This window comes from Rhizobium sp. R339 (genome assembly GCF_002211395.1).
In the GTDB taxonomy this organism is placed as follows: Bacteria; Pseudomonadota; Alphaproteobacteria; order Rhizobiales; family Rhizobiaceae; genus Rhizobium.
On the sequence record NZ_LOKV01000001.1, the window covers coordinates 16,964 to 40,727 of the forward strand.

The following is a 23,764-nucleotide window of genomic DNA, read 5'->3' on the forward strand; positions in this document are numbered from 1 at the left end:
AACGCAATATAAATGATGCAGTGCAGCATTACCTATCGTTATCCGAGTATTGGGAGTTTGCGCATGGACCGGGCGACGCATCTATCGGATCGCAGGATCGGTATCGCTAAGGCCGCGATCGCGACCGGAGGGGGCATTCATCTCAACAGCCGCATTGTCCTCGACGATGAATTTCTTTCCCGCCGCTCGAGCGTGCGACGGTTTCGCCGCGGCGAAATCATCGCCGGGGCGGGCGTACTCGTCGATACCTTCGCGCGGGTGCATTCTGGGCTCGTCAGCGCCAGCACGATGCTTCCCGACGGCCGGGAGTTCATCGTCGAGATCATTCCGAAAACCGGTCTCATCGGTGAGCTCGAGGTGCTGCGCAGGCAGACCTTGACGCTGGAATACCGGGCCGGTTCCAATTGCGAGCTGCATTTCTTCGAAGGCCGGCTGCTGCGCGACATGTATGCCAGCGATCCCTCTTTCCGGGAAAAGGTCTTCTCCAGGGCGATGGCGCGGATTTCGGAGCTCGAGCAGCGGATCATTTCAAATGCCGCGTCGACCCTGCAGTCGAGGCTGGCCAGCACGCTGCTGCGGCTCTCCGCGGTCTATGGAAAAGATGCGGCAAACAGCGGCGACGAGTTGATCATCTCGCAGAACGACCTGGCCGCGACGCTGCCGGCGTCCCGCGAGAAGGTCAACCAGTGCCTGCGCCGCCTTCGGGAATGCAAGATCATCGACGGAGGGCAGGGCAAGATCCGTATTCTCAACCGCAGGGCTCTGGAAGCTTGTGCCAATGGCGCGATGTCGGTGAAGTGATGCGTCCATCGCTTCCCGAGACCCTGAAATTCGCCGCAAATGTCAGCCGCTTCCTCCACCCCAGCAGGGCACGGATCGATCGCGTGGTCGTCATCGACGATTACTCGACGGCCAGGGGCGGCGCGACGGCGCTGGCGGTATTGTCGGCGAAGCTCTTTCGCGGCCTCGATATTCCGGTGACCTATATTTGCGGCGATGACGCCGCCAATGCGGAACTCGCCGCGCTCGGAGTGTCGATGGCCGGCCTCAACAGCCGTGATCTGCTCAGCGCCGACCGCGCGAAGGCCTTCGTGACCGGCATCCATAACGGCGCTGCCGTGCGTATGGTGGCGGAATGGATCGCGGCAAACGACACCGCGCATACCGTCTACCACGTCCATGGCTGGCATCAGATCCTGTCTCCCGCGCTTTTCAAGGCGCTGGCGCCGGTCGCCCAACGGTGTGTCGTTCATGCGCATGATTTCTTCACCGGCTGTCCGAACGGCGCCTTCTTCGACTATCAGTCTCAGCAGACCTGCGTTAAACGCCCGCTCGGCGCCAGCTGCCTTGCGACGGCCTGCGACAAGCGGAGTTATTCGCACAAATTGTGGCGGGTCGCCCGGGGTTCCAACATCTTCCGGCTGCTGAGGGATCAGGCCGATTTCGGCCGGATCATCCTGCTGCACGAGAAGATGGCGAGCTTTCTCGTCGGCGCAGGCTACCGGCCGGAACGGCTGACGACGATCCGCAATCCTGTTGCGCCCTTGTCGGTCAGACGCATCGAAGCGGAGGCGAACGAGGAGTTCGTCTTCATCGGCCGGCTGGACGAGGAGAAGGGCGTCGAAGACGCCGTTGCCGCCACGCGCCGGGCCGGCGTCAGGCTCTGCGTGATCGGCGACGGGCCGCTGATGCCGCAGGTGGCGGCCTCCGGAGATCACGTCCGGGCGCTCGGCTGGCAGTCGCATGCCGAGATCGGCCCGATCATCCGCAAGGCGCGCGCATTGCTGATGCCGTCGCGCTATCCCGAACCCTTCGGTCTCGTCGCGATCGAAGCGGCCCGCAGCGGCCTGCCCGTCATCATGTCGCGCGGCGCCTTTCTGGCCGAGGAAATGGAGCGGGCCGGCATGGCGCTCGCCTGCGATACGGCCGATGAAATCGCCTTTGCCGATACGCTGACGCGCTTCAGCCAGATGCCGAAGCATGAGGTCCGCGCCATGAGCGAGCGGGCTTTCCTGATGTCGCCCGATCTCGCCTCGACACATGAAGAATGGCGCGACGCGCTTCTTGCCGAATATCACAGCCTGCTTTCGACGAATGCGGTTCGCGAGCCGACAAACGGTGCGGCGATACAAGGAGTATTCAGTTGACCCTTAAAGCAACAACCTCCCTTCCCGATGCGAGAGCGTTTCTCACCGATGCGCCCGTTGTGGCGAAACGGCGTGTTGCGGAGGCCGGAAGCGCGAGCGATGGCAAGCAGCTTCGCGTTGCCATCGTGCATTACTGGCTGGTTTCAATGCGCGGCGGCGAGAAGGTTGTCGAAGAGCTGTGCCGGATGTTTCCGCAAGCCGATATTTTCACGCTCGTCTGCAACCGGGATCGCATCAGCGATTTCCTGAAGACGCGCAACATCCGCACGTCCTTTCTGCAGAAGATCCCAGGCGCCCAGCGGCATTACACCAAGATGCTGCCGCTGATGCCTTTCGCGCTCGAGCAGTTCGATCTGCAGGAATACGATCTCGTGCTGTCGAGCGAATCCGGACCGGCCAAAGGCATCATCACGCGCGCCGACGCGCTGCATGTCTGCTACTGCCATTCGCCGATGCGCTATATCTGGGATCAGTTCCATGTCTATCGCCATGGCCTTCCCTGGGTCGGCCGCGCCCTGATGTCGGTCACCGCGCCGATGCTGCGCGCCTGGGATGTGACGACTGCCTCGCGGGTCGATACGTTCGTCGCCAATTCAGACTATGTCGCAAGCCGCATCCGGCGTTTCTACGACCGGGATTCCGTCGTCATCCATCCGCCCGTTGCGACTGACGATTTTGCGGTGGGGAAAGGCAAGGGCGAATTCTATCTCTATGCCGGACAACTGACGACCTATAAGCGGCCGGATATCGCCGTGCGCGCCTGCACCGAAGCCGGTCGCAAGCTGGTGGTGATCGGCGAGGGAGAGCAGCTGGCTTATCTGAAGTCGATTGCCGGACCGACCGTCGAGTTTCTCGGCCACCAGCCCTTCAACGTGCTGCGCGATCACCTGTCGCGATGCCGCGCCCTCCTGTTTCCAGGCACCGAGGATTTCGGCATCCTGCCGGTAGAAGCCATGGCATCGGGGCGTCCGGTTCTCGCTTTCGACGCCGGCGGCGCCAGGGAAACCGTTTCCTCGCCGCAGGTCGGTTTCCGCTTCGCGGAACAGACGACGGAAGCCCTGCTGGAAACGATGGCGGCGTTCGAAGAGGTCGAGGACGATATCGATCCGCATGCGATCCGCGCGCACGCGCTGAAATTCTCCGCCGCCGTGTTCCGCGACCGGCTGACCAATCTCATCGAGCAGCAACTGTCCAACCATGGCGACCGATCCGACGAAATTTTCAGAAGACGGGCTGGCTGAAGGATCGAAGCTGCCCGTCTTAGTGCCGCGACCGAAACCGTCTCATACCGTCGACGAGGAATGATAGCAGAGCATGTCAAGCGTATCTCAGAGGACGGCAACGGCGAGCATCTGGACGATCAGCGGAAAATTCCTCGCCCGGCTGCTTGATTTCGTCAGCCTGCTGGTGCTGGCAAGACTTCTGAGCCCCGCGGATTTCGGCCTCGTCGCCATTGCAACCTCGGTGCTCGTGATCGTCGAAACGGTGCTGGACCTGCCGTTGACGCAGGCGCTGATGCGTCAGCCGTCGCCTTCGGACAAGATGTTTGCCACGGCCTTCACCCTCAGCCTGCTGCGGGGGGCAGCCATCAGTCTGCTGATGATCGTCATCTCCTGGCCGATGGCGCTGATTTACGACGATTCCCGGCTCTTTGCCCTTGTCGCCGTTCTTTCGATCGCGCCTGCCATGCGCAGCATGATCAGCCCGCGCATGGTGCTCTTCATGCAGCGTTTCGATTTCAAGCGCGAATTCGCGCTCGATCTGATCACCAAGGGCTCGACATTGCTGTTCGGTGTCGGCGTGGCGGTGACGACCGGCAGCTATTGGGGGCTGGCGGCCGGAGCGGTCGCAGGCCCGACCGCGGCGATGATCACCTCCTACGTCTTTGCGCCGATGCGGCCGGCCCTCAGCCTTTCGGAATGGAAGCACTTTCAGGACATGATCAGTTGGAACACCGTGTCGCAGGTGTTGAATTCGATCAACTGGCAGCTCGACCGGCTGCTGCTGCCGCGCTTTACCGGCCTGTCGACGTTCGGCGCCTTCAGCGTTGCAGACAATATTGCCGGGATTCCGTACCAGACCTTCGTCGGGCCGCTGCTGCGCCCGCTGATGGCGGCATTTTCCACCGTCGAAGACCGCCGCAATCTGGTCGCTGCCTATCTGAAGGCGACGAACGCGATCAGCTTCGTTGCCGCGCCCATTCTCATCGCGCTCGCCATGCTCGCCGAGCCCACCGTGCGCGTGCTCGTCGGCGAGAAATGGCTATCGGCCGCGCCGATCCTGCAATGGCTCTGCCTCGTCAGCCTGCTCGGTCTTCCCACCAACATCATGCCGGCTTTGGCCATGGTGCTGGACAATACCCGTTCGCTGGCTCTGAGGATGTTCGTCGAATTCGTCGTCCGGGTGCCGGTCACCATCCTCGGCATTGCCTATTTTCAGGTGGCGGGAGCGCTCGGCGCGCGGATCGTGGCGGTGCTCGTCGCCTATGCCGCATCGCTCATCATCACGCGGCGGCTGATCGGCGCGAGTTTTGCAGCGCAGCTGGGTTCCTTCTGCCGTCCGCTGGCCGCGAGCCTGCCGATGATCGCCTTCCTGCTCTGGGTGGAGCCGATGATCTCCGCCATGCCGGTCGGCTTCAATCTCATCGCCGGCCTGGCGCTCTGCGGCGGGGCGGGGGTGGCGATTTTCTGGGCCTTTGCGCTGCTGCTGTGGCAGTTCCTCGGCAGGCCCGACGGCATCGAGACGATCGTCGTTCAAAGGCTGACGCCGCGGCGACACGGGCTTCTCACCTCATGATGGATCGAGGTGCAGTCCAACGATTGGGTTTGGCGTTTTCGGAGGAACGAAATGCGTTACGGGATATCTTCTAAGGCTCTTGGTCTGCTCGTCGTTCTCGGTCTGGCGGCTTTGCCCGGCCAGCCGAGCGTCGCCCAGGAGCCGATCAACATGAATGCCTATCAGCTGACGTTGGAGGAGAATTTCGACAATCTCGACGTTTCGGCATGGGGCGAGAGAAGCTCCCGCTGGATCGCCCATACGCCCTGGAATGGCGATTTCGGTGACGCCCGCTTCACGGATCCGGCTCCCGGCTTTCCATTCACCACCGACCAGGGAATCCTGAAGATCGAAGCGCGCAAGGGAGAGGACGGAACCTGGCGTTCGGGCCTGCTGTCGGCGGTCAACCCCAAAGGCGAGGGGTTCTCGCAGCAGTTCGGCTATTTCGAAGCGCGGATGAAGCTGCCGCCGGGCAAGGGTGTCTGGCCGGCTTTCTGGCTCATCGGGCTCGACCGGTCGAAATACACCGCCGAGATCGACGTCCTGGAATATTACGGACGCGCGCCTTACGAGTTCAGCATGGGCTTCCATATCTGGCGCCAGGCCCAGGGCGGCCAGAACTCCAACGGCGGCTATTGGAAGACCGTCCAGGATGGAATTTTAAACAGCGAGTATCATACCTACGGCGTCGACATACAGGCCGACAAAACGACCTTCTATCTGGATCGCGAATACCTCTGGAGCTTCGACACGCCGAAGGAATTCCACATGCCGTTCTATCCGCTGGTGAACCTGGCGCTCGGCTCGGGCTGGCCGATCGACGAAACGCCGAACCCTTCCATTCTGCTCGTCGACTATATCCACGTCTACAAGCGGAAGCCTGCCGACGCGGCGAATTGAACGAACGGCCGCTTCCGCCGCTCCATCTCAGCCCAGGCAGCTGAGACCTGTTTGAGGATCGAAGAGATGCATCGCCTCCTCATCGAAGAAGAGCGTGAGCTTTTCGCCGTCGCGGATCGCCGTACGCGGCGGCAGGCAGGCCATCAGTCGCTGGTTTCCTGCGAGCGCGGTGACGACGAGTTCGGGGCCGGTCAGTTCCGCAACCTCCAGGGTCGCCTCGATCGACGGGCCGGTTCCGTCCGTGCGGAGCGCTTCGGGACGGATGCCGAGGATCAGGTCACGGCCGTCGCCGGCCGCCTCGCGGAAGCGGGTGGGCAAGGGCAGGCCGGCATCGGAGCCTGAAAGCATCAGCCGGCCGTCACGCGCCGTCACCTTCAGCAGGTTCATCGGCGGCGCGCCGACGAAGGTCGCGACATAGAGCGTGGCCGGATGATTGTAGATCTCTTCCGGCGTGCCCAGCTGCTCGATGCGGCCGTCGCGCATGACGGCGATGCGGCTTGCCAGCGTCATCGCCTCGATTTGGTCATGGGTGACATAGACCACCGTGGTCTTCAGCATCTGATGCAGCCGCTTGATCTCGGTGCGCATCTCCATGCGCAGCTTGGCGTCGAGATTGGAAAGCGGCTCGTCGAACAGGAAGACCTCAGGCTTGCGCACCAATGCGCGGCCGATCGCCACGCGCTGGCGCTGGCCGCCGGAGAGCTGGCTCGGCTTGCGGTCGAGGAGATTTTCGATCTGTAGGAGCTTGGCGGCATCGCGCACAGCCTTGTCGCGCTCGGGCGCCGGCACTTTTCGCATTTCCAGGCCGAAGCCGATGTTCCGCTGCACCGTCAGATTGGGATAGAGCGCATAGGATTGAAAGACCATGGCGATGTCGCGGTCCTTCGGATGCACGCCGAGCACTGACCGCCCGCCGATCCTGACGTCGCCGCTCGTCGCCTCGGCAAGGCCGGCAATGATGTTGAGCAGCGTGGACTTGCCGCAGCCGGAGGATCCGAGCAGCACGAGGAATTCGCCGCTTTCCAACGAAATGTCGATGCCTTTCAGCGTCTCCACCTCGCCATAGGTCTTGCGGATGTTTTCGATGTCGAGCGCGCTCATCGCACGGTCTCCTGTGGGGATGACGGACCGTAGCTGCGGGGAAGAGTGGAGATGGCACGTGAGGCAACCTGCGTTCCGGCCGCCAGGCACGAAGCCAGCGGCTTGCCGTCTGCCAGTGCTGCCAGGAAGCCGGCATTGAAGACATCGCCGGCGCCGATCGTATCGACGACCTTGACGATGGGCGCGGCTACCGACACCGGGAGGCCATCCGGCCCGATCGCGATGGCGCCATCCGGGCCACGCTTGACGACGACGATCGCGCCTTCCGGCATATGCGACCTGATCTCACGGGCGGCCTCGATCGGATCGTTGACGCCGGCAAGCGTCGTCGTCTCGACCTCGTTCAGGAGGGCGATGCCGCTGCGGGAAAGCCAGGCGCGGGCGGCCGCGCAATTTTCTTGTGTCCAGCCGTCGAGCGGCCAGCCGGTATCGAGAGCGACGGTGATGTCGTGGCTTTTGGCCCAGTCGAAGAAGGCGTCATATTCGCTCGCCAAGTCGTCGGTCAGAAAGCCGCCGCAGAGAAGCGCGTAACCGCCGCGCAGCCTTTCGCCGTCGATGACGGCGAATACGTCGGCGAGGCTGAAGCGTGGCAGGTGGCCGGTCGTCGTGAAGAAGGTGCGCTCGCCGTCCGGGTGGGTGATGCCGACGGAAAGCGTCGTTCTCTCGGGGCGCACCGGCCAATTTTGGGAGCGGTGGCCGAAGGCTTCCGCCAGCCAGCGGCCGAACTGGTCGCTGCCGATATTGGCGGCAATCTCGAACTCGATACCGAGCGCCTGCCAGGCGAGCGCGCTGTTGCCGGCCGACCCGCCGACCCTCAGCTCGTCATGATCGACGATGATTTCCGTGCCGGCCTTTGGCCAGGGGGCGGCCGGTCCGAGGATGAGATCGACATTGACGTTGCCGATGACTGCAAGCGGCCGCATTCATTCACTCCGGGTAATCTTGGTGGACCGGACCGGCGTTCCGGCATTCTCCACGCGGGTTTCGGCAAAAGCGATCATCAGCCGCTGGGCGACCGGCAGCATGGCGAAGATCGCCGCAAGGTCCGTCGCCGGCGTAAAGCGGATCGTCACCGCCCCGGCGACCGGGGCTTCGCTCGAAGCATCGAACAGGATGACGGGCGCGCTGGTCTCGACGGCGGACACCGCCATGGCGGTGACGAGGCCGGCGGTTTCGTCGAGACCTCGGAACAGCACGACGCCAATCTCCGGCCCCAGCATCTCCATCGGGCCGTGGCGCAGCTGGCCGCCTTCGAGCGAGAAGCAGGGGCGGCGTGAAAGCTCCGTCAGCCCGAGGGCCAAAGCCTCGGCGACGCCTTGCAGGCGGCGGCCGGAGCTGACGACGGTCGAGACGGTTTCGAGTGCGGCAAGCGCCGCTGAGATGTCATGGTCTTCGGGCGTCTTGAGGACGGCAAGTGCGGCTGCCGGATCTTCGCCGAGGGCGGAAAGGATTGCCAGGTGCAGGGCGAAGGTCACCGTCAGGCTGCGGGTCGCGGCGAAAGCGAGCTCGGTGCCGCCGCTGCCGACCAGTGAGGGGGCGGTTCTGGCGAGGAAGGAACTGCCTTCGAGCGTCAGGCCGAAGGTTTCTTCAGTGCCGCCGGTCTCGTTGAACCAGCGCACCACTTCGGCGCTCTCGCCCGATTGCGAAGTGACGAAGACCGTCCTGCCTGCGATCGGCAGCGGCTGGCCGAGCTGCTCGGAGAGTGGCAGGGCGATGGCCTCGATGCCGAGGGCGCGGTAGAGCGGCTCGACGGCGCGGTTGACCGCATGCGAGCCGCCCATACCGAGCAGAAGCAGCCGGCCGGTCTTCTCAAGCGAGGCGGCCGCTCTTGCCGCCATGGGTGCGGCGGCTTCATAAGAGGCAAGCGCATCGGCGTGCTGGCGCGCCATTTCGCGATCGATCGCCGCAAGTCCGGCGGCCCGGTTTTTCTCCGTTGTCATCTTCATCCCTTGACGCCGCCGCTGGTGAGCCCCGAAATCAGGGCGCGTTGCATGACGAGACCGATCAGCACCGGGGGCAGGGCGGCGAGCACGCCTGCCGTGGCGATCAGTCCGTAATCGGAAACGCGGCCGCCGGCGAGATCGGCAATGGCGACGGTCAGCGTCTTGGCGCGCTGGTCCGAGGTGAAGAGCAGCGCATAGAAGAATTCATCCCAGGCAAGCAGGAAGGCAAAGAGGCTCGATGTCGCGACTACGGGGGCGGCGAGCGGCAGGGTGATGATCCTCAGCGTCTGGAACAGGCCGGCGCCGTCGATCATCGCAGCGGATTCGATCTCACGCGGGATGGAATCGAAGCCCGATTTCATCAGCCAGGTGGTGAAGGGCGCCAGGATGGTGAGATAGACGAGGGCGAGGCCGAAGACGTTGTTCAGCATGCCGAGATGGGAAAGCCCCATATAGAGCGGCACCGCGAGCGCCACCGGCGGCAGCATGTAGGTCGCGATCACCATCGACAGCGACCAGCCCACCGAAGGCGTGCGCGACACCGCCCAACCGGCCGGTATGGCGAGCGCGATGGCGGCGATCGTCGCCATGCCGGCCACCTCGATGCTGTTGCGCAGCGATGAGGTGAAGGCGGCGCCGGCGCTGTTTTCCAGCGTCGACAGCAGGACTTGGTATCGGGAGAAATCCGCCGCCTGCGGCCACCAGCGCAGCGGCTTTGCCGCAAGATCGGCGGCCGGCGAGATGCTCATGATGAAGAGCCACAGGATCGGCGCCAGGATGACGGTGGCAAGCAGGAGCGCGCAAAGATGGATGAAAGCGGAAAAGAGCGGGCTCTGGCGTTCCATCAGGCGGCACTCCCGGCGGTCTTACGCACCAGTGCGGCATAGCCTGCAGCAAGCAGCGTCACCAGCAGCGTAACGATCAAGGCCAGAGACGCGCCCGATCCCGCCCGCTGGAACGAGAAGGCCTCCTGATAGACGAGGATCGAGAGCGTGCGGGTGCTGTTGGCCGGGCCGCCGCGGGTCATGACCCAGATGATGTCGAATACCTTGAAGGCTTCGATCGTGCGCAGCACGAGCGCCACCATCAGCGGACCGGCGAGATAAGGTAGGATGACGAAGCGGAAGCGGGCAAAAGGCCCCGCGCCGTCAACGAGGGAGGCGGCGGTGATATCGCGCGGCACGGCCTGGAGTGCGGCAAGTGCGATCAGCGCCACCAGCGGAAAATTTTTCCAGCAGTCGGCGACGATGAGGGCGGCGAGCGCCGTGCCCGGCTCGCCGAGCCAGGAGCGATAGGCATCGAGCAGGCCGAGCTGCGTCAGCGCTGCGTTGAGCGCACCGTATTCAGGATTGTAGATCAGCCGCCAGAGCGTGGCGTTGACGACGGTCGGCAGCGCCCAGGGCAGGATCATCAGGGCGCGGAGCGCCGTGCGACCGCGGAACTGCTGGTTCAGCAGGAGGGCGGCAAGCACGCCGATCACCATTTCGGCGGCGACCGAGACGATCGCGAACCAGGCCGTCGTGACCAGCGTGCGCTGGAAATTCGAGCCGGAGAGCATCTTCACGTAATTGTCGATGCCGACGAAATTGCCGCCGGTGCCGACGAGCTTGGCGTCGGTGAAGGAGAGGCCGACGGTATCGACCAGCGGCCAGCCGATGACCGAGATCATGACCACGAGAAGCGGCAGCATCAACAGCCACGCGCGCGTTGTCAGCCATGTGCCCGACATCGAGGCGACCCTTTTTCATTCTTAGGTTATTGGAATCGAGCCGGGCGACGACAAGCGCCGCCCGGGGTTCATGCCGGGCTCAGAGGCCGCTGCTTTCGGCGGCCGACTTCAGTGCATCCTCAGGCGTTGACTGGCCGAGCAGCGATTCCTGGATCGCCTGCTGCAGCGCGGTCGAAAGCTCCTGATATTTCGGCGTCGTCGGGCGCGGATACATGGCGGCGAGGCCGACCTTGGCGGCGGAAATCAGCTCCTCCTGGCCCTTGGTAACGGCCGGGTCCGCGTAAGAGGAGGCCCAGATCGGCAGGCTGAGCTTGGCGTAGGCGTTCTGTGTCGCCTGCGAGGTCATGAAGGTGATGTATTTCCAGGCCTCGTCGGGATGTTTGCTGGCGGAGGTGATGCCGAGGCCCATCGAGCCGTTGACGGCCGAAGCCTCGCTCTTGCCGGCGACACCCGGCGCCGGCACGACACCGACCTTGCCCGCGACCTTGCTGTCCTTCGGGTCGTTGGCCATGTTGTACATGTAGGTCCAGTTCAGCGCGAAGGCGGCATCGCCGTTCTGGAAGACCTTGCGGACATCCTCTTCCAGGAATTCCTTGGAGTTCGGGTTCGTCAGGCCTGAGGTATAGCTCGAGACCATGTATTTCAGCGCGTCGAGGCCGCCGCCGGTCTGGAAGGCCGGCTTGCCGTCCTTCAGGAAATCGCCGCCATAGGCGCTGACGAGCGTGGTGTAGTCGCAGACCGCGGCTTCGGCCTGCGACCAGCTCCAGGCGATCGGGGTGGCGAGCAGGCCCTTGTCCTTGATGGTCTTGGCCTGTTCGGCCAGCTCGTCCCAGGTCTTCGGTGGGGCCTTGATGCCGGCCTTCTCCAGGATTTCCTTATTGTAGAACAGGTATTTGGTGTCGAGGATCCACGGCATGCCGTAATATTTGCCGTCATACTGTACCGTGGTCCAGGCACCCGGCAGTACGCCCTTCTTCATCTCGTCGGTGATGCGGGAGGAGACGTCGACCAGCACCTTGTTGGTGGCGTATTCGGCCGGCCAGATGACGTCGAAAAGGACGACGTCGTAACCGCCGCCGGAACCCTGCGCCAGCACCGTCTTGTCGTGCAGGCCTTCATAGGGAACGAATTCGAGATTGACCTTGATATCGGGGTTCGCCTTGGCAAAGGCGTCGGTCATGGCGCGCACATCGGCCTCGCTGTAAGCGGCTTGCGCCATGAACAGCGCGTTGAGCGTCGTTTCGGCGAAAGCATGCGGGGCAAGGGATGCGCCGATCAAGGCCGCACCCAAAAGCGTCTTGTTCAAGGATTTCAGCATTGCAGCCTCCAGTTTTTGACATTTACGCATGGCCGAGGGCGGATTTTCCGCCATCGGTTTTCGAGAAGGCACGCGTAAAAAAACGTGCCGGTTCGTGATCTCGGAGCGCGTTGGAGGCCCTGTGCGGCTTCCTGCGTTCCCTGGAACTCTTCGGTCCCTTATTAAGTCAATTGTCTTGACTTATTACTTCTTCAACATTCTACTGGAGTCAAGAGGCAATTGCACATGAATGACAGCAGGCCGATCAGGGCCAAGAGCGGCACCAATCACGAAGGCACCAGCGCGCATAACCGGCGCGTGATGATCGATGCCCTGCGGATCAACGGCGCGCTCTCGCGCGCCGATCTGGCGCGGGCGACGCGGCTGACCAAGCAGACGGTGTCGAATATCATCGAGGAGCTCGAGCGCGACGGTCTCGTCAGTTCGCAGGAGGCGGTGCGAAAGGGCAGGGGCCAGCCCTCGACCCCGTATCGGCTCGTTCCCGAGGGCGCCTTTGCGATCGGCCTGCAGATCGACCGGCACGTGACGCGGGCGGTCGCCGTCGATCTCGTCGGTAGCGTTCTCGTGCGCGCCGAGGCCGGTTTGCCGCCCGGTGGCCCGTCGACAGGCGCGAAGGTCATTCTCGATCTCGTCACCGGCGTGCGCTCGAAGCTCGCCGCGATCGTCCAGCAATCGGAGACGCGGCTGGTCGGCCTCGGTGTCGCGATGCCCGGCCCCTTCGGGATCGACGGCAGCGGCGACGATCCGTGGATGATGGAGGCCTGGCAGAAGTTTCCGCTGCTGGAGACCCTCACCGCAGGCACCGGGCTCGATGTCGGCCTGCAGAACGATGCGGCCGCGGCTGCGACCGCCGAGCGCATGGTGGGAGCCGCCCACGGTCTCGATCATGCCATCTGCCTTTTCGTCGGTTACGGCATCGGCGCCGGCCTCATTTTAAACGGCGAACTCTACCGCGGCGCCAACGGCAATGCCGGCGAGATCGGCATGGCGCTGCTCTTTGCTGACGGCAAATCGACGCCGCTCGAACACCGCGCCTCGCTTGCCTCGCTCTATCAGCATCTGTCGGCCGACCCCGCCGATCCCGATCTCCATGCGCGCATCGACGACCTCGCCTTGCGGGGCGATCCGAGTATCGAGGCCTGGATCGAGGCGGCGGCGGCGGATCTGCGCTGGAGCATCCATCTGATCGAAACGATCTTCGATCCGCAGACGGTGATCCTCTGCGGCAGCGCGCCGGTGGCATTGGTGAACAGGCTGATTGCGGCGATCGGTCCGCTGCAGCCTTCGACCGCCGAAAGGCGTGGCCGCACCCTGCCGCGCCTGCAACCCGGCATGGCCGATCCCTGGTCGGTGGCGCTCGGGGCGGCCGCCGGACCGATCAGCCGGGCATTCGATCCGCATTTCGCTGCAATTTTGAAGGACTCCCGCTGATTTCCAGGCTGAAACCAAGCGTTGCACAGCAGTGCAGCGGCAGAAAAGTGGTTCTCTTTGTAAGTTTCAAGTGACCATTGCTAGCGAATAAGGCGGCGATGCCGAAGTATAGTCAAATATTGAAAATCGTTGAAATTTATAGGAATTCTGGTATAGATATAATTATTCGGCAGTGCGCTGGGGTGGTTGGTTAGGCTTCTCTCAATATAGCCTTCAGCCGTGGCAAATAACATCCGCATGAAGGTTTCGTGACGGCGCGATTTCGGTTGTTTCATGTCATGGAATATTCATTGGCCGCGGCAATTTGGACCAGCTAATAGGGCGTGCGCTGAAAGTGCGCGTCTCTTTTACGTTCGAGGTTCTCATGCAAGCCAAGCTTCTCGGCGCCGTCGGCGCCCTTCTCGCTACAGCGTTTCTTGCTGGCCCGGCTGCCGCCGCCGAAAAGACCAAGATTGACTTCTGGTTCGGCAATTCCGGCGACATCGCAAAGCGTGTCCAGGAACAGTGCGATCGCTTCAACCAGTCGCAGGCCGATTACGAAGTCGTCTGCACCAGCCAGGGCAGCTACGACGCCTCCCTGCAGAACACCATTGCCGCCTTCCGCGCCGGCAAGCAGCCGACCATCGCCCAGGTTTCCGACGCCGGCACGCTCGACATCATGCTTTCCGGCGCCTACTACCCGGCAAACAAGCTGATGGCCGACATGGGCTACACCGTCGACTGGAACGATTACTTCTCGGGCATCGCAGGCTATTACGCCACGTCGAAAGGCGAGATGTATTCCTTCCCCTTCAACTCCTCGACCGCTCTGCTCTACTGGAACAAGGACGCCTTCGCCAAGATCGGCAAGGATCATGCTCCGGCGACCTGGAAGGAAGCCGGTGAGGACTTCAAGGCTCTGAAGGACGCCGGCTATGCATGCCCGCTCGCCTTCGACATCTCCAACAACGAAGTCTGGCAGTACGTCGAGCAGTTCGAAGCCGTCAACGGCGAGCCGATCGCCACGAAAAAGAACGGCTTCGAAGGCCTCGACGCCGAGCTTGTCTTCAACAAGAACCCGCTTCTCGTCAGCTACATCAAGGACCTCAAGTCCTGGTACGACAACAAGCTCGCCGTCATCAAGAACAAGGCCGTCGGCCAGACCTTCGTCGAAGCCTTCGCTGCCGGCGATTGCCAGGTCATTCTGACCTCGGTCGGCGACCACGGCAATATCGGCCGCACCGCCAAGCAGGGCATGAACTGGGGCGTTGCCATGCTCCCGACCTACGGTGACGCAACCCGTCACAGCTCCTATGTCGGCGGCGCTTCGCTCTGGGTTCTGAAGGGCCATTCGGACGCCGAGTACAAGGCCGCGGCTGCCTTCTTCAACTTCATCGCCAAGCCGGAAGAAGCTCTGACCTGGTCGACCGTTACCGGCTATATCCCGGTCCGCAACTCCGGCTTCGAATATCTGAAGAAGCAGGGCTTCTACGACAAGGCGCCTTACGCCGGCCGCGAACTCGCCATTCAGAGCCTGACCGTTTCCTCGGCTGGCGATGCAGCGGCCAAGGGCATCCGTCTCGGCGGCCTGCTGCAGGTCCGCACCGAGATCGCCAACAGCCTGCAGGCGATCTTCGTCAACAATGCCGACGTCCAGGCCTCGCTCGACTCGGCTGCCGAACGCGGCAACCAGCTTCTGCGCCGCTTCCAGCAGACCTACAAGAACGTTCAGCTCCCCTGATCGCCTGATTGAACCGCACCCGGCCCGCCTCGCGCGCGCCGGGTGCGTCTTTGCAAGTTCTCCCAATCAGTCGCGGATGCGCGCTGCCGCCCGCGCCCGACGTCAAACCAGGCGAAAACGACCACCCATGGAAAAGCGCGTCACTTTCTCCTCGACGACGATCGGCCTGCTCTTCGCATTCCCGATGCTGCTGCTGATCTTCGTCTTCTTCTACTGGCCGAGCGCGCAGGCGCTCTATTGGGCGTTCACGCTCGAACAGCCATGGGGCGGCGGCAATGCCTGGGTCGGCTTCGACAATTTCAAGCTGCTGCTCAGCGATCCGATCTATTGGGAATCGATCACCCGCAGCATGGTCTTCGGCTTCAGCTCGACGATCATTGCCATGGGGCTGGCGCTCATCCTGGCGCTTTTGACGGACCGCGAACTGCGCGGCCATAAGATCTACCGGTCGGTTTTCATCTGGCCCTATGCGATCGCCGCGCCCGCTCTCGGGCTCGCCTTCCGCTTCATCCTGGCGCCGGAGGCCGGCCTTCTCTCGGTCATCAACCATGTCTGGCCGGGCCTCTGGAATCCCGCGCTCGACGGCAAAGACGCGATGATCGCCGTCATCGTCGCCTTCTCCTGGAAATATATCGGCTATAACTTCATCTTCTTCCTCTCGGCTCTGCAGGGCATTCCGCGCTCACTGATCGAAGCGGCCGCCATGGATGGCTCGGGGCCGCTGCGCCGCATGTGGGACCTCCAGTTGCCGCTCTTGACGCCGACCTTGTTCTTCCTGCTTGTCATCAACATCACCGAAAGCTTCCAGGATTCCTTCGGCATCGTCGACGTCATGACGCAGGGCGGCCCTGCGCGCGCGACGGAGCTGATGGTCTACAAGATCTATTTCGACGGTTTCCGGGGCCTCGATTATTCGGGCGCTGCGGCGCAATCCATCATCCTGATGCTGCTCGTCGTCATGCTCACCATCTTCCAGTTCCGCTTCATCGAGCGGCGCGTGCATTACAAGTGAGGTCGCGGACATGATCGAACGCACGCCGATATTCAACTTCATCTGCTACGCGCTTCTGGCGCTCGGCTTGGTGATCGCGCTTCTGCCTTTCGTCATCGTCATCATCGCATCGACGCTCGATCTGGAGACGGTCAACCGCGTGCCGCTGCCGCTGACGCCGGGCTCGCATTTCTGGGAAAACGCCCGCGAAGCCTGGGTGCGCGCCGATCTCGGCAACAAGCTGCTGCACAGCATCATCTTCGCGACATCGGTCGCCGCCGGCAAGGTCATCCTTTCCGCCATGGCAGCCTTCTCGATCGTCTATTTCCGTTTCCGCGGCCGACACCTGATCTTCTGGATCATCTTCATCACGCTGATGCTGCCGCTCGAAGTACGCATCGTGCCGACCTATTCGATTGCGGCCAATGCACTGCAGCCTTTCCAAACAATCCTCGACGTCACGGGCATCACCGCGCTCGTCGCCTGGGTATCCGGCCTCCAGATCAAGCTGGAATGGGGGCTGTTGAATTCCTATACCGGCCTTGTGGCGCCGCTCGTCGCCACCGCGACCGGCACCTTCCTCTATCGCCAGTTCTACCTGACGGTTCCCGATGAGCTTGCCGAGGCTTCGAAGATGGACGGATCGGGACCGGTCCGGTTCTTCTGGGACATTCTGCTGCCGTTGTCGCGGCCGAACATGATCGCGCTGTTCACGATCATGTTCGTCTGGGCATGGAACCAGTATCTCTGGCCGCTTCTCATCACCACCGATCCGAATTTCGGCATTGCGGTGACGCAGCTCAAAACCCTGATCCCATCCGAATTCGGCCTGCCTGACTGGAACGTCGCCATGGCGGGTACACTGATCATCATGTCGCCGCCGCTGGTGCTCGTCATCCTGATGCAGCGCTGGTTCGTGCGCGGCCTTATCTCCACCGAGAAGTGAAGGAACAGTCCTGTGGCACCGATCTCAATCCGTGACGTGAAGAAGAGCTACGGCAAACATCCCGTCGTTCATGGCGTCGATCTGGAGATCCAGTCCGGCGAATTCATCGTCATCCTCGGCCCCTCCGGCTGCGGCAAGTCCACGCTGCTGCGCATGATCGCCGGCCTCGAGGAAATCAGCGGCGGCGAAATCGCCATCGATGGCCGCGTCGTCAACAAGCTGGAGCCGCGCGAGCGCGGCTGCGCCATGGTGTTCCAGAACTACGCGCTCTATCCGCATATGACGGTCGCCGAGAATATCGGTTATGCCTTGAAGGTCGCGGGCGTCGCGAAGGCGGAGCGAAATCGGCGCATCGCCGAAGTCGCCAAGGCGCTCAGCCTCGAACCTTTCCTCGACCGCCGCCCCGCCGCTCTTTCCGGCGGCCAGCGTCAGCGCGTCGCCATGGGGCGCGCGATGATCCGCGAGCCGAAGGTGTTCCTCTTCGACGAGCCGCTGTCGAACCTCGATGCCAAGCTGCGCATCGCCATGCGCGCCGAAATCCGCCGCCTCCACCGGCGCCTCGGCGCCACCTCGATCTTCGTCACGCATGACCAGACCGAGGCGATGACGCTGGCCGACCGGCTGGTGGTGATGAACGGCGGCAGGGTGGAGCAGGTCGGCACGCCGGAAGAGGTCTATCATCATCCGGTCTCGCGTTTCGTCGCCGGTTTCGTCGGCACGCCGGCGATGAACCTGCTTGAAGGCACGATCAACGACGAGGGCGTCTTCGTCTACGACCAGAGCCGCAAGATCGCGCTGCCGCGCGAACGCGCCGCGAGCCTGAAAGGCAAGCGCGTTGTGCTCGGCATGCGCGCCGAGGCCGCCGGGCTGGTGGCGCCGGATGCGCCCGGCGCCTTGATCGCAACGGCCGATTTCATCGAAGAGCTCGGCGCGAGCCGCGTCGTTCATGCCGACTTCGACGGGCTGCCCTTTGCCGTGGCGCTGACGGAGGCCGTGACGGTGAAATCGGGCGATCAGATCGGCATCGCAATCGATCACAATGCAATCCACCTCTATGCCTACGATACCGGCCGGATCATCGAGAATTCCGCCATGAGCAGCGCCGCCACGGTTCACGCGTAACGGATATCAGCGATGGATCGGATCGATCCAGGGAACGTCTTCCGGTTTTTCCACCGGCTCGATATCGAGATTGACGACGACGGGTTCCTGGCCTGAGCGAACGAGCACGCATTCCAGCGTCTCGTCGCGGCTGGCGTTGATCTCCTGATGGGGCACATAGGGCGGGACATAGATGAAATCGCCGGGGCCGGCCTCGGCGGTAAATTCCAGATGCTCGCCCCAGCGCATGCGGGCCTTGCCCTTGACCACATAGATTATGCTTTCGAGATCGCCGTGATGGTGGGCGCCGGTCTTGGCATTGGCATGGATCGTCACCGTGCCGGCCCAGATCTTCTCGGCGCCGGCGCGCGCATTGTTGATCGCGGTCGCACGGTTCATGCCCGGCGTCTGCGCGGTGTTGGGATCGAGCGAATTGCCGGGAATGACCTTGACGCCATGTTCCCGCCAGTCGATGTGAGAATGCTCGTGGTCGCCGCTCATGCCTTGCCTCCGCCTTCGATGTAAACAATCTAGGTGGGCGCCGCCCGGCGGCCAAGTGGATTTATCTTCAAGGAAAGCGTTCACCCGATGAGCCATCTCCCGCAGATCGATTACGACACCGCTTCGCCAGAGGTTCGCGCGGCGCATGATGAAGAAATCAGGCTGCGCGGGCGCATGACCAACATGAAGCGAACGCTCCTGCATTCGCCGGTCGCCCATCGCATCTATGCCGAGTGGTTCACGCTGCGGGCCGAGCTCGATCCTGTCATCAGCGACCGGGAGGTCTGGATCTTCTCACATGCGATCTCGAAGGCGGCGAAGTCGAAGATCGCCATCACCTTCTTTCGCCGGGCGCTGATCGGCAAGGGTTTCGACCCCGATGCGCTGGAGCTTTCGGAAACGGAAGCGCTGCTCGACGCCTTCGGCAGGGCTGTTGTCACCGATTCCAACGCCGTTCCGGCTGATCTCTGGGCCAAGCTGAAGGAGCGCTACGAAACCAAGGTGCTCGTCGATCTCGTCGCTTTCGCCGGCATCATGCTGGCGACCGCCGTCTTCAACAATGTCGTCGAGGTCGAGTTCGATCCCGGACTCGAGGCTTTCGCAGAAGGCGCCAGGCAGATTTAGCCGCCGAGCGAGGCGATCGCGGCTTTGACGGCGTCCGCACCGGACCTGGTCGGACGGTATTCGAGGCCGACGGCGCCATCATAGCCGTTGGCGAAGATCCAATTGAGGCGGTGGGCGAGGTCGATGCCGCCGGAGCCGGGTTCGTTGCGGCCGGGATGATCGGCGACGTGGACGTGGAAGACACGGCCGAGACAGCCGTCGAGCACCTCTTCGGTGCGTTCGTCCATCACGGCGGAATGGTAGATGTCGTAGACGATGCCGATCTCGGGACGGGCGACGTCATCGACGATATCAAGCCCTTCGCGGGTCGAAGCAAGGAAATAGCCGATATGGTCGATACGGGTGTTGAGCGGCTCTACGCCGAGGCGCACGCCGCTGCCTGCGAGGAGGTCGGCGCCGGCTTTCAGCGCTTCGGTGAGCGCCTGGCGCTGCGCCTGCCGGGTGAAGCCGGGAAGATCGTCGCCTGCCTGGGCGATCAGCACCGGCGCGCCGAGACGCCTGGCGACGGCAGCGGATTCGGCAAGACCCTTGAGCCAGGCCTGCCGGTTGGCGGCGTCGGTCAGCGCGATCATCGGTTCGGCAACGAGGCTGGTGACGGCAAGCCCGGTTTCATCAAGCGCCGCCTCGATCGCGTCGAGGTCCTTGTCGGTCCAGCGCCAGAATTCGACCGCCGTCAGGCCGCCGGCATGGGCGCGGCGGATGCGATCGGCAAAGCTGTCGCCTTCTTCGGCAAACAACCACTCTATGCAGGCTGAATAACGTCGCATGAAAACTCCTCCCATGTGCGGGCGCAAGCTGCGACAGATCCGAGCCTGCCGCAAGGCTTGACGCCCGAAATCATTGGCGAAACACTCGCCCCATCGGGCCGGGCTCGCCGGCGCTTGTGGAGGAAGATATGGATCTCGGATTGAAGGGAAAGATCGCGGTCATCACGGGTGCATCGGTCGGCATCGGCCTGGCGATTGCCGAGGGGCTGGCGGCTGAGGGTACGGATCTCGTGCTCGCCGCGCGCGGCGGTGAGCGGCTGGAGGTGGAGGCCGCCCGCATTGCCGAGAAATACGGCGTCAGCGCCACCGCCGTGGCCGCCGACGTCGCGACGGCAGGGGGAACGGAGGCGATCATTGCTGCGGCCGCAGAACGGGGCGGCGCAGATATCCTCATCAACAATGCCGGCACCGGATCCAACGAGACGGTGATGGAGGCGCCGGACGAGAAGTGGCAGGCCTACTGGGACCTGCATGTGATGGCCGCCGTGCGGCTGGCGCGCGGGATCGCGCCGCAAATGAAGAAACGCGGCGGCGGGGTGATCCTGCACAATGCCTCGATCTGCGCCGTCCAGCCGCTCTGGTACGAGCCGATCTACAATGTCAGCAAATCGGCGCTGATGATGTTTTCCAAGACGCTATCGACCGAGCTCATCCCCGACAACATCCGCGTCAATTGCATCAATGCCGGCCTGATCCTGACGCCCGACTGGATCAAGACTGCCAAGCAGCTGACGGCCGAAAGCGGCGGCAACTGGGAAGGCTATCTGCAGAGCGTCGCCAACGAGCATGCCGCCTCCAAACGTTTCGGCACGCCGGAGGAGCTGGCAAACGTCTTCGTCTTCCTGAGCTCGGAGCGGGCGAGCTACTGCATCGGCTCGACCTATTTCGTCGATGGCGGCATGCTGAAGACGATCTGACAGAGCAGCGCGGGCGGCAGGGCCGGGGCTGTAATCGAGCGGCGGCCGGAATGTCGCCGCGCAGCCGCCGGAAGGGTAGGTAGACGTTGCCAATATAAGCTATAAATAATAGCTATTTTGTTGTATGTTCACGCTTTTGACGCTATTTGCCTGCTATTATCAGGATGAATACTGCGATTTCCACAGGGCGACGACGATGCTGACGAAAAAGGGAAAATACGGGCTGAAGGCGCTGGTCGATCTGGCGCGGCTGGCGCCCGGAGAAACCGCCTTCATCAATGACATCGCGTCACGCAACAATATCCCGAAGAAGTTTCTCGACACGATCCTGCTCGAACTGCGCAATGTCGGCATCCTGCGCTCGAAGAAGGGACCGGGCGGCGGCTATTCCCTGTCGCGGCCGGCCTCCGAAATCCGTATCGGCCATGTCATCCGCACATTGGACGGCCCCTTGGCGCCGATCCGCTGTGCCAGCCGCACGGCTTTCGAGGCCTGCGACGACTGTGCCGATCCGGAAACCTGTCAGGTGCGGCGCTCGATGACCGATGTCCGGGACGCGATCGCCGCCATTCTCGACAATATGAGCCTCGAACAATTCGTTTCCGGCGGCGGCCGCATCCAAGGCGACAAAGAGGAATTTCCGATCTCCGCCGCCAGCTGAGATCTCGTCGCTTCAAGCCTCGCCCAGCTTCGCCATATGGTCGCCGGCTGTCCGCAGCAGCTTGTCTCGCGGCAGCGACAACGCGTGGATGCGGGCATTGCGCCAATGGCGGTCGAGGTTGAGCCCGATGCCGGCCGATATTCCCCCCGCGAGTTCGAAAAGCGCATTTGCAGCGCCGAGCGCGGTATCGCCGGCCAGGATTGCGGCAGCCGAGGCGGAGAAATGCGCATCCGCGATTGCGGCCTCCACCGAATTGACCTGGGCGATATCGAGCTTGCGGCCGGCTCGTTCCAGCGCTGCCGCGGTCATTTCGATGCGGACGGCGTGCTGGCCGAGCGGCGCTAGGACGGCGCTGCGATCGCCGATCGCGCTCAGCAGGTCGCTCCATGCGGCGCGCGTGATGCCGAGGCTGACGCCGGCCTTGAGCAGCAAGCCAAGCGAGATGTCTGTCGAATATTCGGAGGCGGGGGCGGGCGCAATCGCATCGGCATTGACATGGAGTTCGGCGACGATCGCCGTCGCCGATCCATTGGTGCGCTGGCCGAAGCCATCCCAATTATCGACCACCTGAACATTGTCGTCGCCGCAAGCCAGGTAGAGCGTGACCGGACGGCTGGGCGGGGCGGTGGCGGCAGCGGCGATCCAGTCGGCGAAGAGAATGCCGGGCGCTTGATGCGTGCGCCCGCTCGCACGGTAGCCCGGGCCTTCGGCCGTCAGGTCGGTGCCGTCAGCGAAGGCGGTTGCCGCGAAGCGGTCGCCGAGCAGCACGCGGGCAAACAGCGACGTCCTGAGATCCTCGGAGGCTTGGGTGCGGATGGTTTCCAGCACGCAGAAATGATTTCCCAGCGCCTCGCCGATCGAGGCATCGCCCTCGGCGATGATCGCAACGATCTCGGCGAGCAGAGCGTTCGACACGTCGAGCCCTTCATATTCGGGTGGAACGGTGATCGCTGTCAGTCCCGATGCCGACAGCGCGTCGAGCTCGGCATGCGGCAGGATGCGGTTGACATCGCGTTCGCTCGCCTGACGCCGGAATGCGGCGGCGAGATCGCGGGCCGCAGATATCGCCTCCTCTTCGCTTTCGATGCGGTGCGCGGGAGGCCTGAGGCTATCATGAAACTGCGATACCGTTCCCATCGGTCACTCTTCCTCGATGGCTACAGGAGTGAGGGATTGATCCTCGAATGATAAGGCCGGTTTTTCCAAGAAACCCGAAAGCTTTGAATTTTCTTACCAACTTGATCGCCTTGTCCTCCGCCCTAGTTTGGGTCAATGAGAGCATGACGTGGAAACGTGTGAGCGGTTTCGGACGACACCATGCTTGAACTCCTAACTGAGAAGAGGATTTAGATTTTAGGCCGCCCCGACCTAAAATCATCCTGTTCCGGGGCTAATCTGATCGGAAGAACGATGAGCGACTCTCTCGCCCGCGACAGCGAGGTTTCTAAAATGGGGCGCCAGCAGAGACCGCGTCTGACGCTTGAGATTGCCGATATCCCAACCTATGCGGTCGGCGATATCCATGGCCGCTATGACCTGCTCGTCAAAGCCGAGGAGGCTATCCTGCGCGATGGCGCACAGCTGCCGGGACGCAAGCTGATCGTGATGCTCGGCGATTACATCGACCGCGGTCCGGAGTCGGCGCAGGTCATCAGTCATTTGATGGATCCGCTGTCCGACGATTTCGAGCGCATCTGCCTTGCCGGCAATCATGAAATCGCCATGCTCGATTATATCGACGGCTGGGCGTCCTATGACGACTGGATGCGCATGGGGTCTGCGGAACTGCTGAAGTCCTATGGCCTCGATCCTGAGCATCTGCCGCTGATCTTCCCATCTGGCGCGAAACTCGACGCCTTCATCCGCCATTCGCTGCCGCACACGCATATCGATTTCATGCGGGCGATGCCGGTGATGCTGGACACGCCTTATGTGCTCTTCGTGCATGCCGGCATCGATCCGACCGTGCCGCTTGCCGCGCAAACGGACGAGGACCTGGTTCTCATTCGCCACCGCTTTCTCGAAAGCAGGGTGCCCCTGCCGAAGCTCGTCGTCCATGGCCATACCCCGAACGATGAGCCCGAGATCCGGCCGAGGCGGCTCAATCTGGACACGCGCGCCTTTCGCAGCGGCAAGCTCACTGTCGCCCGCTTCTGGCGGGGTCAGGTGCATCTGTTTTCCACCTGACCCGC

General features: G+C 62.9%; 23 protein-coding genes. 14 read left to right on the forward strand and 9 right to left on the reverse strand.

Annotation, left to right across the window (positions count from 1 at the left end; translation table 11 throughout):
- The first annotated feature begins 63 nt into the window (after positions 1–63).
- From ATY76_RS00080 to ATY76_RS00100, 5 genes are all read left to right on the forward strand, one after another.
- Complete coding sequence (locus ATY76_RS00080; RefSeq protein WP_088672766.1) at positions 64–801, forward strand: Crp/Fnr family transcriptional regulator; 738 nt, start codon at positions 64–66, stop codon at positions 799–801.
- Positions 798–2,147, forward strand: a complete 1,350-nt coding sequence (locus ATY76_RS00085) for a glycosyltransferase family 4 protein (protein ID WP_245309633.1) — start codon at positions 798–800, stop codon at positions 2,145–2,147. The genes ATY76_RS00080 and ATY76_RS00085 overlap by 4 nt, the downstream gene beginning before the upstream one ends.
- A complete protein-coding gene (locus tag ATY76_RS00090) occupies positions 2,144–3,388 on the forward strand; it encodes a glycosyltransferase family 4 protein (RefSeq protein ID WP_088672768.1) in 1,245 nt (414 codons plus the stop codon). Before ATY76_RS00085 ends, ATY76_RS00090 begins: the two co-directional genes overlap by 4 nt.
- A gap of 73 nt (positions 3,389–3,461) precedes the next feature.
- A complete protein-coding gene (locus tag ATY76_RS00095; RefSeq protein ID WP_088672769.1) occupies positions 3,462–4,943 on the forward strand; it encodes a lipopolysaccharide biosynthesis protein in 1,482 nt (493 codons plus the stop codon).
- A 51-nt stretch (positions 4,944–4,994) separates the two neighbouring features.
- Positions 4,995–5,822, forward strand: a complete 828-nt coding sequence (locus tag ATY76_RS00100) for a glycoside hydrolase family 16 protein (RefSeq protein WP_088672770.1) — start codon at positions 4,995–4,997, stop codon at positions 5,820–5,822.
- A 27-nt stretch (positions 5,823–5,849) separates the two neighbouring features.
- Here ATY76_RS00100 and ugpC read toward each other — a convergent pair whose 3' ends face one another.
- From ugpC to ATY76_RS00130, 6 genes are all read right to left on the reverse strand, one after another.
- Positions 5,850–6,923: a sn-glycerol-3-phosphate ABC transporter ATP-binding protein UgpC gene (gene ugpC / locus ATY76_RS00105; protein WP_088672771.1), complete on the reverse strand. Its 1,074-nt coding sequence runs from the start codon at positions 6,921–6,923 to the stop codon at positions 5,850–5,852.
- Complete coding sequence (locus ATY76_RS00110; RefSeq protein ID WP_088672772.1) at positions 6,920–7,846, reverse strand: PfkB family carbohydrate kinase; 927 nt, start codon at positions 7,844–7,846, stop codon at positions 6,920–6,922. The genes ugpC and ATY76_RS00110 overlap by 4 nt, the downstream gene beginning before the upstream one ends.
- Positions 7,847–8,869 carry an SIS domain-containing protein gene (locus ATY76_RS00115; RefSeq protein WP_088672773.1) on the reverse strand — a complete coding sequence of 341 codons (1,023 nt, stop codon included), beginning with the start codon at positions 8,867–8,869 and terminating at the stop codon, positions 7,847–7,849.
- Positions 8,866–9,711, reverse strand: a complete 846-nt coding sequence (locus ATY76_RS00120) for a carbohydrate ABC transporter permease (protein ID WP_088672774.1) — start codon at positions 9,709–9,711, stop codon at positions 8,866–8,868. The genes ATY76_RS00115 and ATY76_RS00120 overlap by 4 nt, the downstream gene beginning before the upstream one ends.
- Positions 9,711–10,595, reverse strand: a complete 885-nt coding sequence (locus ATY76_RS00125) for a sugar ABC transporter permease (RefSeq protein ID WP_088672775.1) — start codon at positions 10,593–10,595, stop codon at positions 9,711–9,713. Before ATY76_RS00125 ends, ATY76_RS00120 begins: the two co-directional genes overlap by 1 nt.
- 79 nt (positions 10,596–10,674) lie before the next feature.
- Positions 10,675–11,913, reverse strand: coding sequence for an extracellular solute-binding protein (locus tag ATY76_RS00130; protein WP_088672776.1), 1,239 nt, complete (start codon positions 11,911–11,913; stop codon positions 10,675–10,677).
- 225 nt (positions 11,914–12,138) lie between these two features.
- Here ATY76_RS00130 and ATY76_RS00135 point away from each other — a divergent pair, with 225 nt between their 5' ends.
- The 5 genes from ATY76_RS00135 (at position 12,139) to ATY76_RS00155 (ending at position 18,123) form a co-directional block, all read left to right on the forward strand.
- Complete coding sequence (locus ATY76_RS00135; protein ID WP_088672777.1) at positions 12,139–13,344, forward strand: ROK family transcriptional regulator; 1,206 nt, start codon at positions 12,139–12,141, stop codon at positions 13,342–13,344.
- 364 nt (positions 13,345–13,708) lie between these two features.
- Positions 13,709–15,064: an extracellular solute-binding protein gene (locus ATY76_RS00140; protein ID WP_088672778.1), complete on the forward strand. Its 1,356-nt coding sequence runs from the start codon at positions 13,709–13,711 to the stop codon at positions 15,062–15,064.
- Between the two features lie 127 nt (positions 15,065–15,191).
- A complete protein-coding gene (locus ATY76_RS00145; protein WP_077994876.1) occupies positions 15,192–16,076 on the forward strand; it encodes a sugar ABC transporter permease in 885 nt (294 codons plus the stop codon).
- Between the two features lie 10 nt (positions 16,077–16,086).
- Entirely contained in the window at positions 16,087–17,001 is a 915-nt protein-coding gene (locus ATY76_RS00150) for an ABC transporter permease subunit (RefSeq protein WP_088672779.1), read from the forward strand.
- A gap of 12 nt (positions 17,002–17,013) precedes the next feature.
- A complete protein-coding gene (locus tag ATY76_RS00155; RefSeq protein ID WP_088672780.1) occupies positions 17,014–18,123 on the forward strand; it encodes a sn-glycerol-3-phosphate import ATP-binding protein UgpC in 1,110 nt (369 codons plus the stop codon).
- Between the two features lie 6 nt (positions 18,124–18,129).
- Here ATY76_RS00155 and ATY76_RS00160 read toward each other — a convergent pair whose 3' ends face one another.
- The gene (locus ATY76_RS00160; RefSeq protein WP_009994847.1) at positions 18,130–18,603 is read right to left on the reverse strand and encodes a cupin domain-containing protein; all 474 of its coding nucleotides are present in this window, start codon (positions 18,601–18,603) and stop codon (positions 18,130–18,132) included.
- 87 nt (positions 18,604–18,690) lie between these two features.
- Between ATY76_RS00160 and ATY76_RS00165 the strand changes: the two genes are divergently transcribed.
- Positions 18,691–19,227, forward strand: coding sequence for a hypothetical protein (locus ATY76_RS00165; protein ID WP_088672781.1), 537 nt, complete (start codon positions 18,691–18,693; stop codon positions 19,225–19,227).
- Here ATY76_RS00165 and ATY76_RS00170 read toward each other — a convergent pair.
- Entirely contained in the window at positions 19,224–19,994 is a 771-nt protein-coding gene (locus tag ATY76_RS00170) for a TIM barrel protein (RefSeq protein ID WP_088672782.1), read from the reverse strand. The two genes, ATY76_RS00165 and ATY76_RS00170, sit on opposite strands and share 4 nt — an antisense overlap.
- 128 nt (positions 19,995–20,122) lie before the next feature.
- Between ATY76_RS00170 and ATY76_RS00175 the strand changes: the two genes are divergently transcribed.
- On the forward strand, positions 20,123–20,911 hold the full coding sequence (locus tag ATY76_RS00175) for an SDR family oxidoreductase (RefSeq protein ID WP_088672783.1): 789 nt from the start codon (positions 20,123–20,125) through the stop codon (positions 20,909–20,911).
- 196 nt (positions 20,912–21,107) lie between these two features.
- The gene (locus ATY76_RS00180; protein WP_088673708.1) at positions 21,108–21,572 is read left to right on the forward strand and encodes an Rrf2 family transcriptional regulator; all 465 of its coding nucleotides are present in this window, start codon (positions 21,108–21,110) and stop codon (positions 21,570–21,572) included.
- 12 nt (positions 21,573–21,584) lie between these two features.
- On the opposite strand, the gene ATY76_RS00185 is transcribed toward ATY76_RS00180, so the two are convergent.
- Positions 21,585–22,709, reverse strand: a complete 1,125-nt coding sequence (locus tag ATY76_RS00185) for an acyl-CoA dehydrogenase family protein (RefSeq protein ID WP_088672784.1) — start codon at positions 22,707–22,709, stop codon at positions 21,585–21,587.
- 273 nt (positions 22,710–22,982) lie between these two features.
- Here ATY76_RS00185 and ATY76_RS00190 point away from each other — a divergent pair, with 273 nt between their 5' ends.
- Positions 22,983–23,759, forward strand: a complete 777-nt coding sequence (locus ATY76_RS00190) for a metallophosphoesterase family protein (protein ID WP_190233557.1) — start codon at positions 22,983–22,985, stop codon at positions 23,757–23,759.
- The last annotated feature ends 5 nt before the right edge of the window (positions 23,760–23,764 follow it).

Excerpts from the sequence above, each read along its gene's own strand:
- ATY76_RS00170 (WP_088672782.1), bottom strand. The coding sequence starts at position 19,994 with ATGCGACGTTATTCAGCCTGCATAGAGTGGTTGTTTGCCGAAGAAGGC.
- ATY76_RS00125 (WP_088672775.1), bottom strand. The coding sequence starts at position 10,595 with ATGTCGGGCACATGGCTGACAACGCGCGCGTGGCTGTTGATGCTGCCG.
- ATY76_RS00145 (WP_077994876.1), top strand. The coding sequence starts at position 15,192 with ATGGAAAAGCGCGTCACTTTCTCCTCGACGACGATCGGCCTGCTCTTC.
- ATY76_RS00165 (WP_088672781.1), top strand. The coding sequence starts at position 18,691 with ATGAGCCATCTCCCGCAGATCGATTACGACACCGCTTCGCCAGAGGTT.
- ATY76_RS00190 (WP_190233557.1), top strand. The coding sequence starts at position 22,983 with ATGAGCGACTCTCTCGCCCGCGACAGCGAGGTTTCTAAAATGGGGCGC.
- ugpC (WP_088672771.1), bottom strand. The coding sequence starts at position 6,923 with ATGAGCGCGCTCGACATCGAAAACATCCGCAAGACCTATGGCGAGGTG.
- ATY76_RS00110 (WP_088672772.1), bottom strand. The coding sequence starts at position 7,846 with ATGCGGCCGCTTGCAGTCATCGGCAACGTCAATGTCGATCTCATCCTC.
- ATY76_RS00150 (WP_088672779.1), top strand. The coding sequence starts at position 16,087 with ATGATCGAACGCACGCCGATATTCAACTTCATCTGCTACGCGCTTCTG.
- ATY76_RS00185 (WP_088672784.1), bottom strand. The coding sequence starts at position 22,709 with ATGGGAACGGTATCGCAGTTTCATGATAGCCTCAGGCCTCCCGCGCAC.
- ATY76_RS00130 (WP_088672776.1), bottom strand. The coding sequence starts at position 11,913 with ATGCTGAAATCCTTGAACAAGACGCTTTTGGGTGCGGCCTTGATCGGC.
- ATY76_RS00080 (WP_088672766.1), top strand. The coding sequence starts at position 64 with ATGGACCGGGCGACGCATCTATCGGATCGCAGGATCGGTATCGCTAAG.
- ATY76_RS00095 (WP_088672769.1), top strand. The coding sequence starts at position 3,462 with ATGTCAAGCGTATCTCAGAGGACGGCAACGGCGAGCATCTGGACGATC.
- ATY76_RS00175 (WP_088672783.1), top strand. The coding sequence starts at position 20,123 with ATGGATCTCGGATTGAAGGGAAAGATCGCGGTCATCACGGGTGCATCG.
- ATY76_RS00140 (WP_088672778.1), top strand. The coding sequence starts at position 13,709 with ATGCAAGCCAAGCTTCTCGGCGCCGTCGGCGCCCTTCTCGCTACAGCG.
- ATY76_RS00180 (WP_088673708.1), top strand. The coding sequence starts at position 21,108 with ATGCTGACGAAAAAGGGAAAATACGGGCTGAAGGCGCTGGTCGATCTG.
- ATY76_RS00135 (WP_088672777.1), top strand. The coding sequence starts at position 12,139 with ATGAATGACAGCAGGCCGATCAGGGCCAAGAGCGGCACCAATCACGAA.
- ATY76_RS00115 (WP_088672773.1), bottom strand. The coding sequence starts at position 8,869 with ATGAAGATGACAACGGAGAAAAACCGGGCCGCCGGACTTGCGGCGATC.
- ATY76_RS00100 (WP_088672770.1), top strand. The coding sequence starts at position 4,995 with ATGCGTTACGGGATATCTTCTAAGGCTCTTGGTCTGCTCGTCGTTCTC.
- ATY76_RS00120 (WP_088672774.1), bottom strand. The coding sequence starts at position 9,711 with ATGGAACGCCAGAGCCCGCTCTTTTCCGCTTTCATCCATCTTTGCGCG.
- ATY76_RS00160 (WP_009994847.1), bottom strand. The coding sequence starts at position 18,603 with ATGAGCGGCGACCACGAGCATTCTCACATCGACTGGCGGGAACATGGC.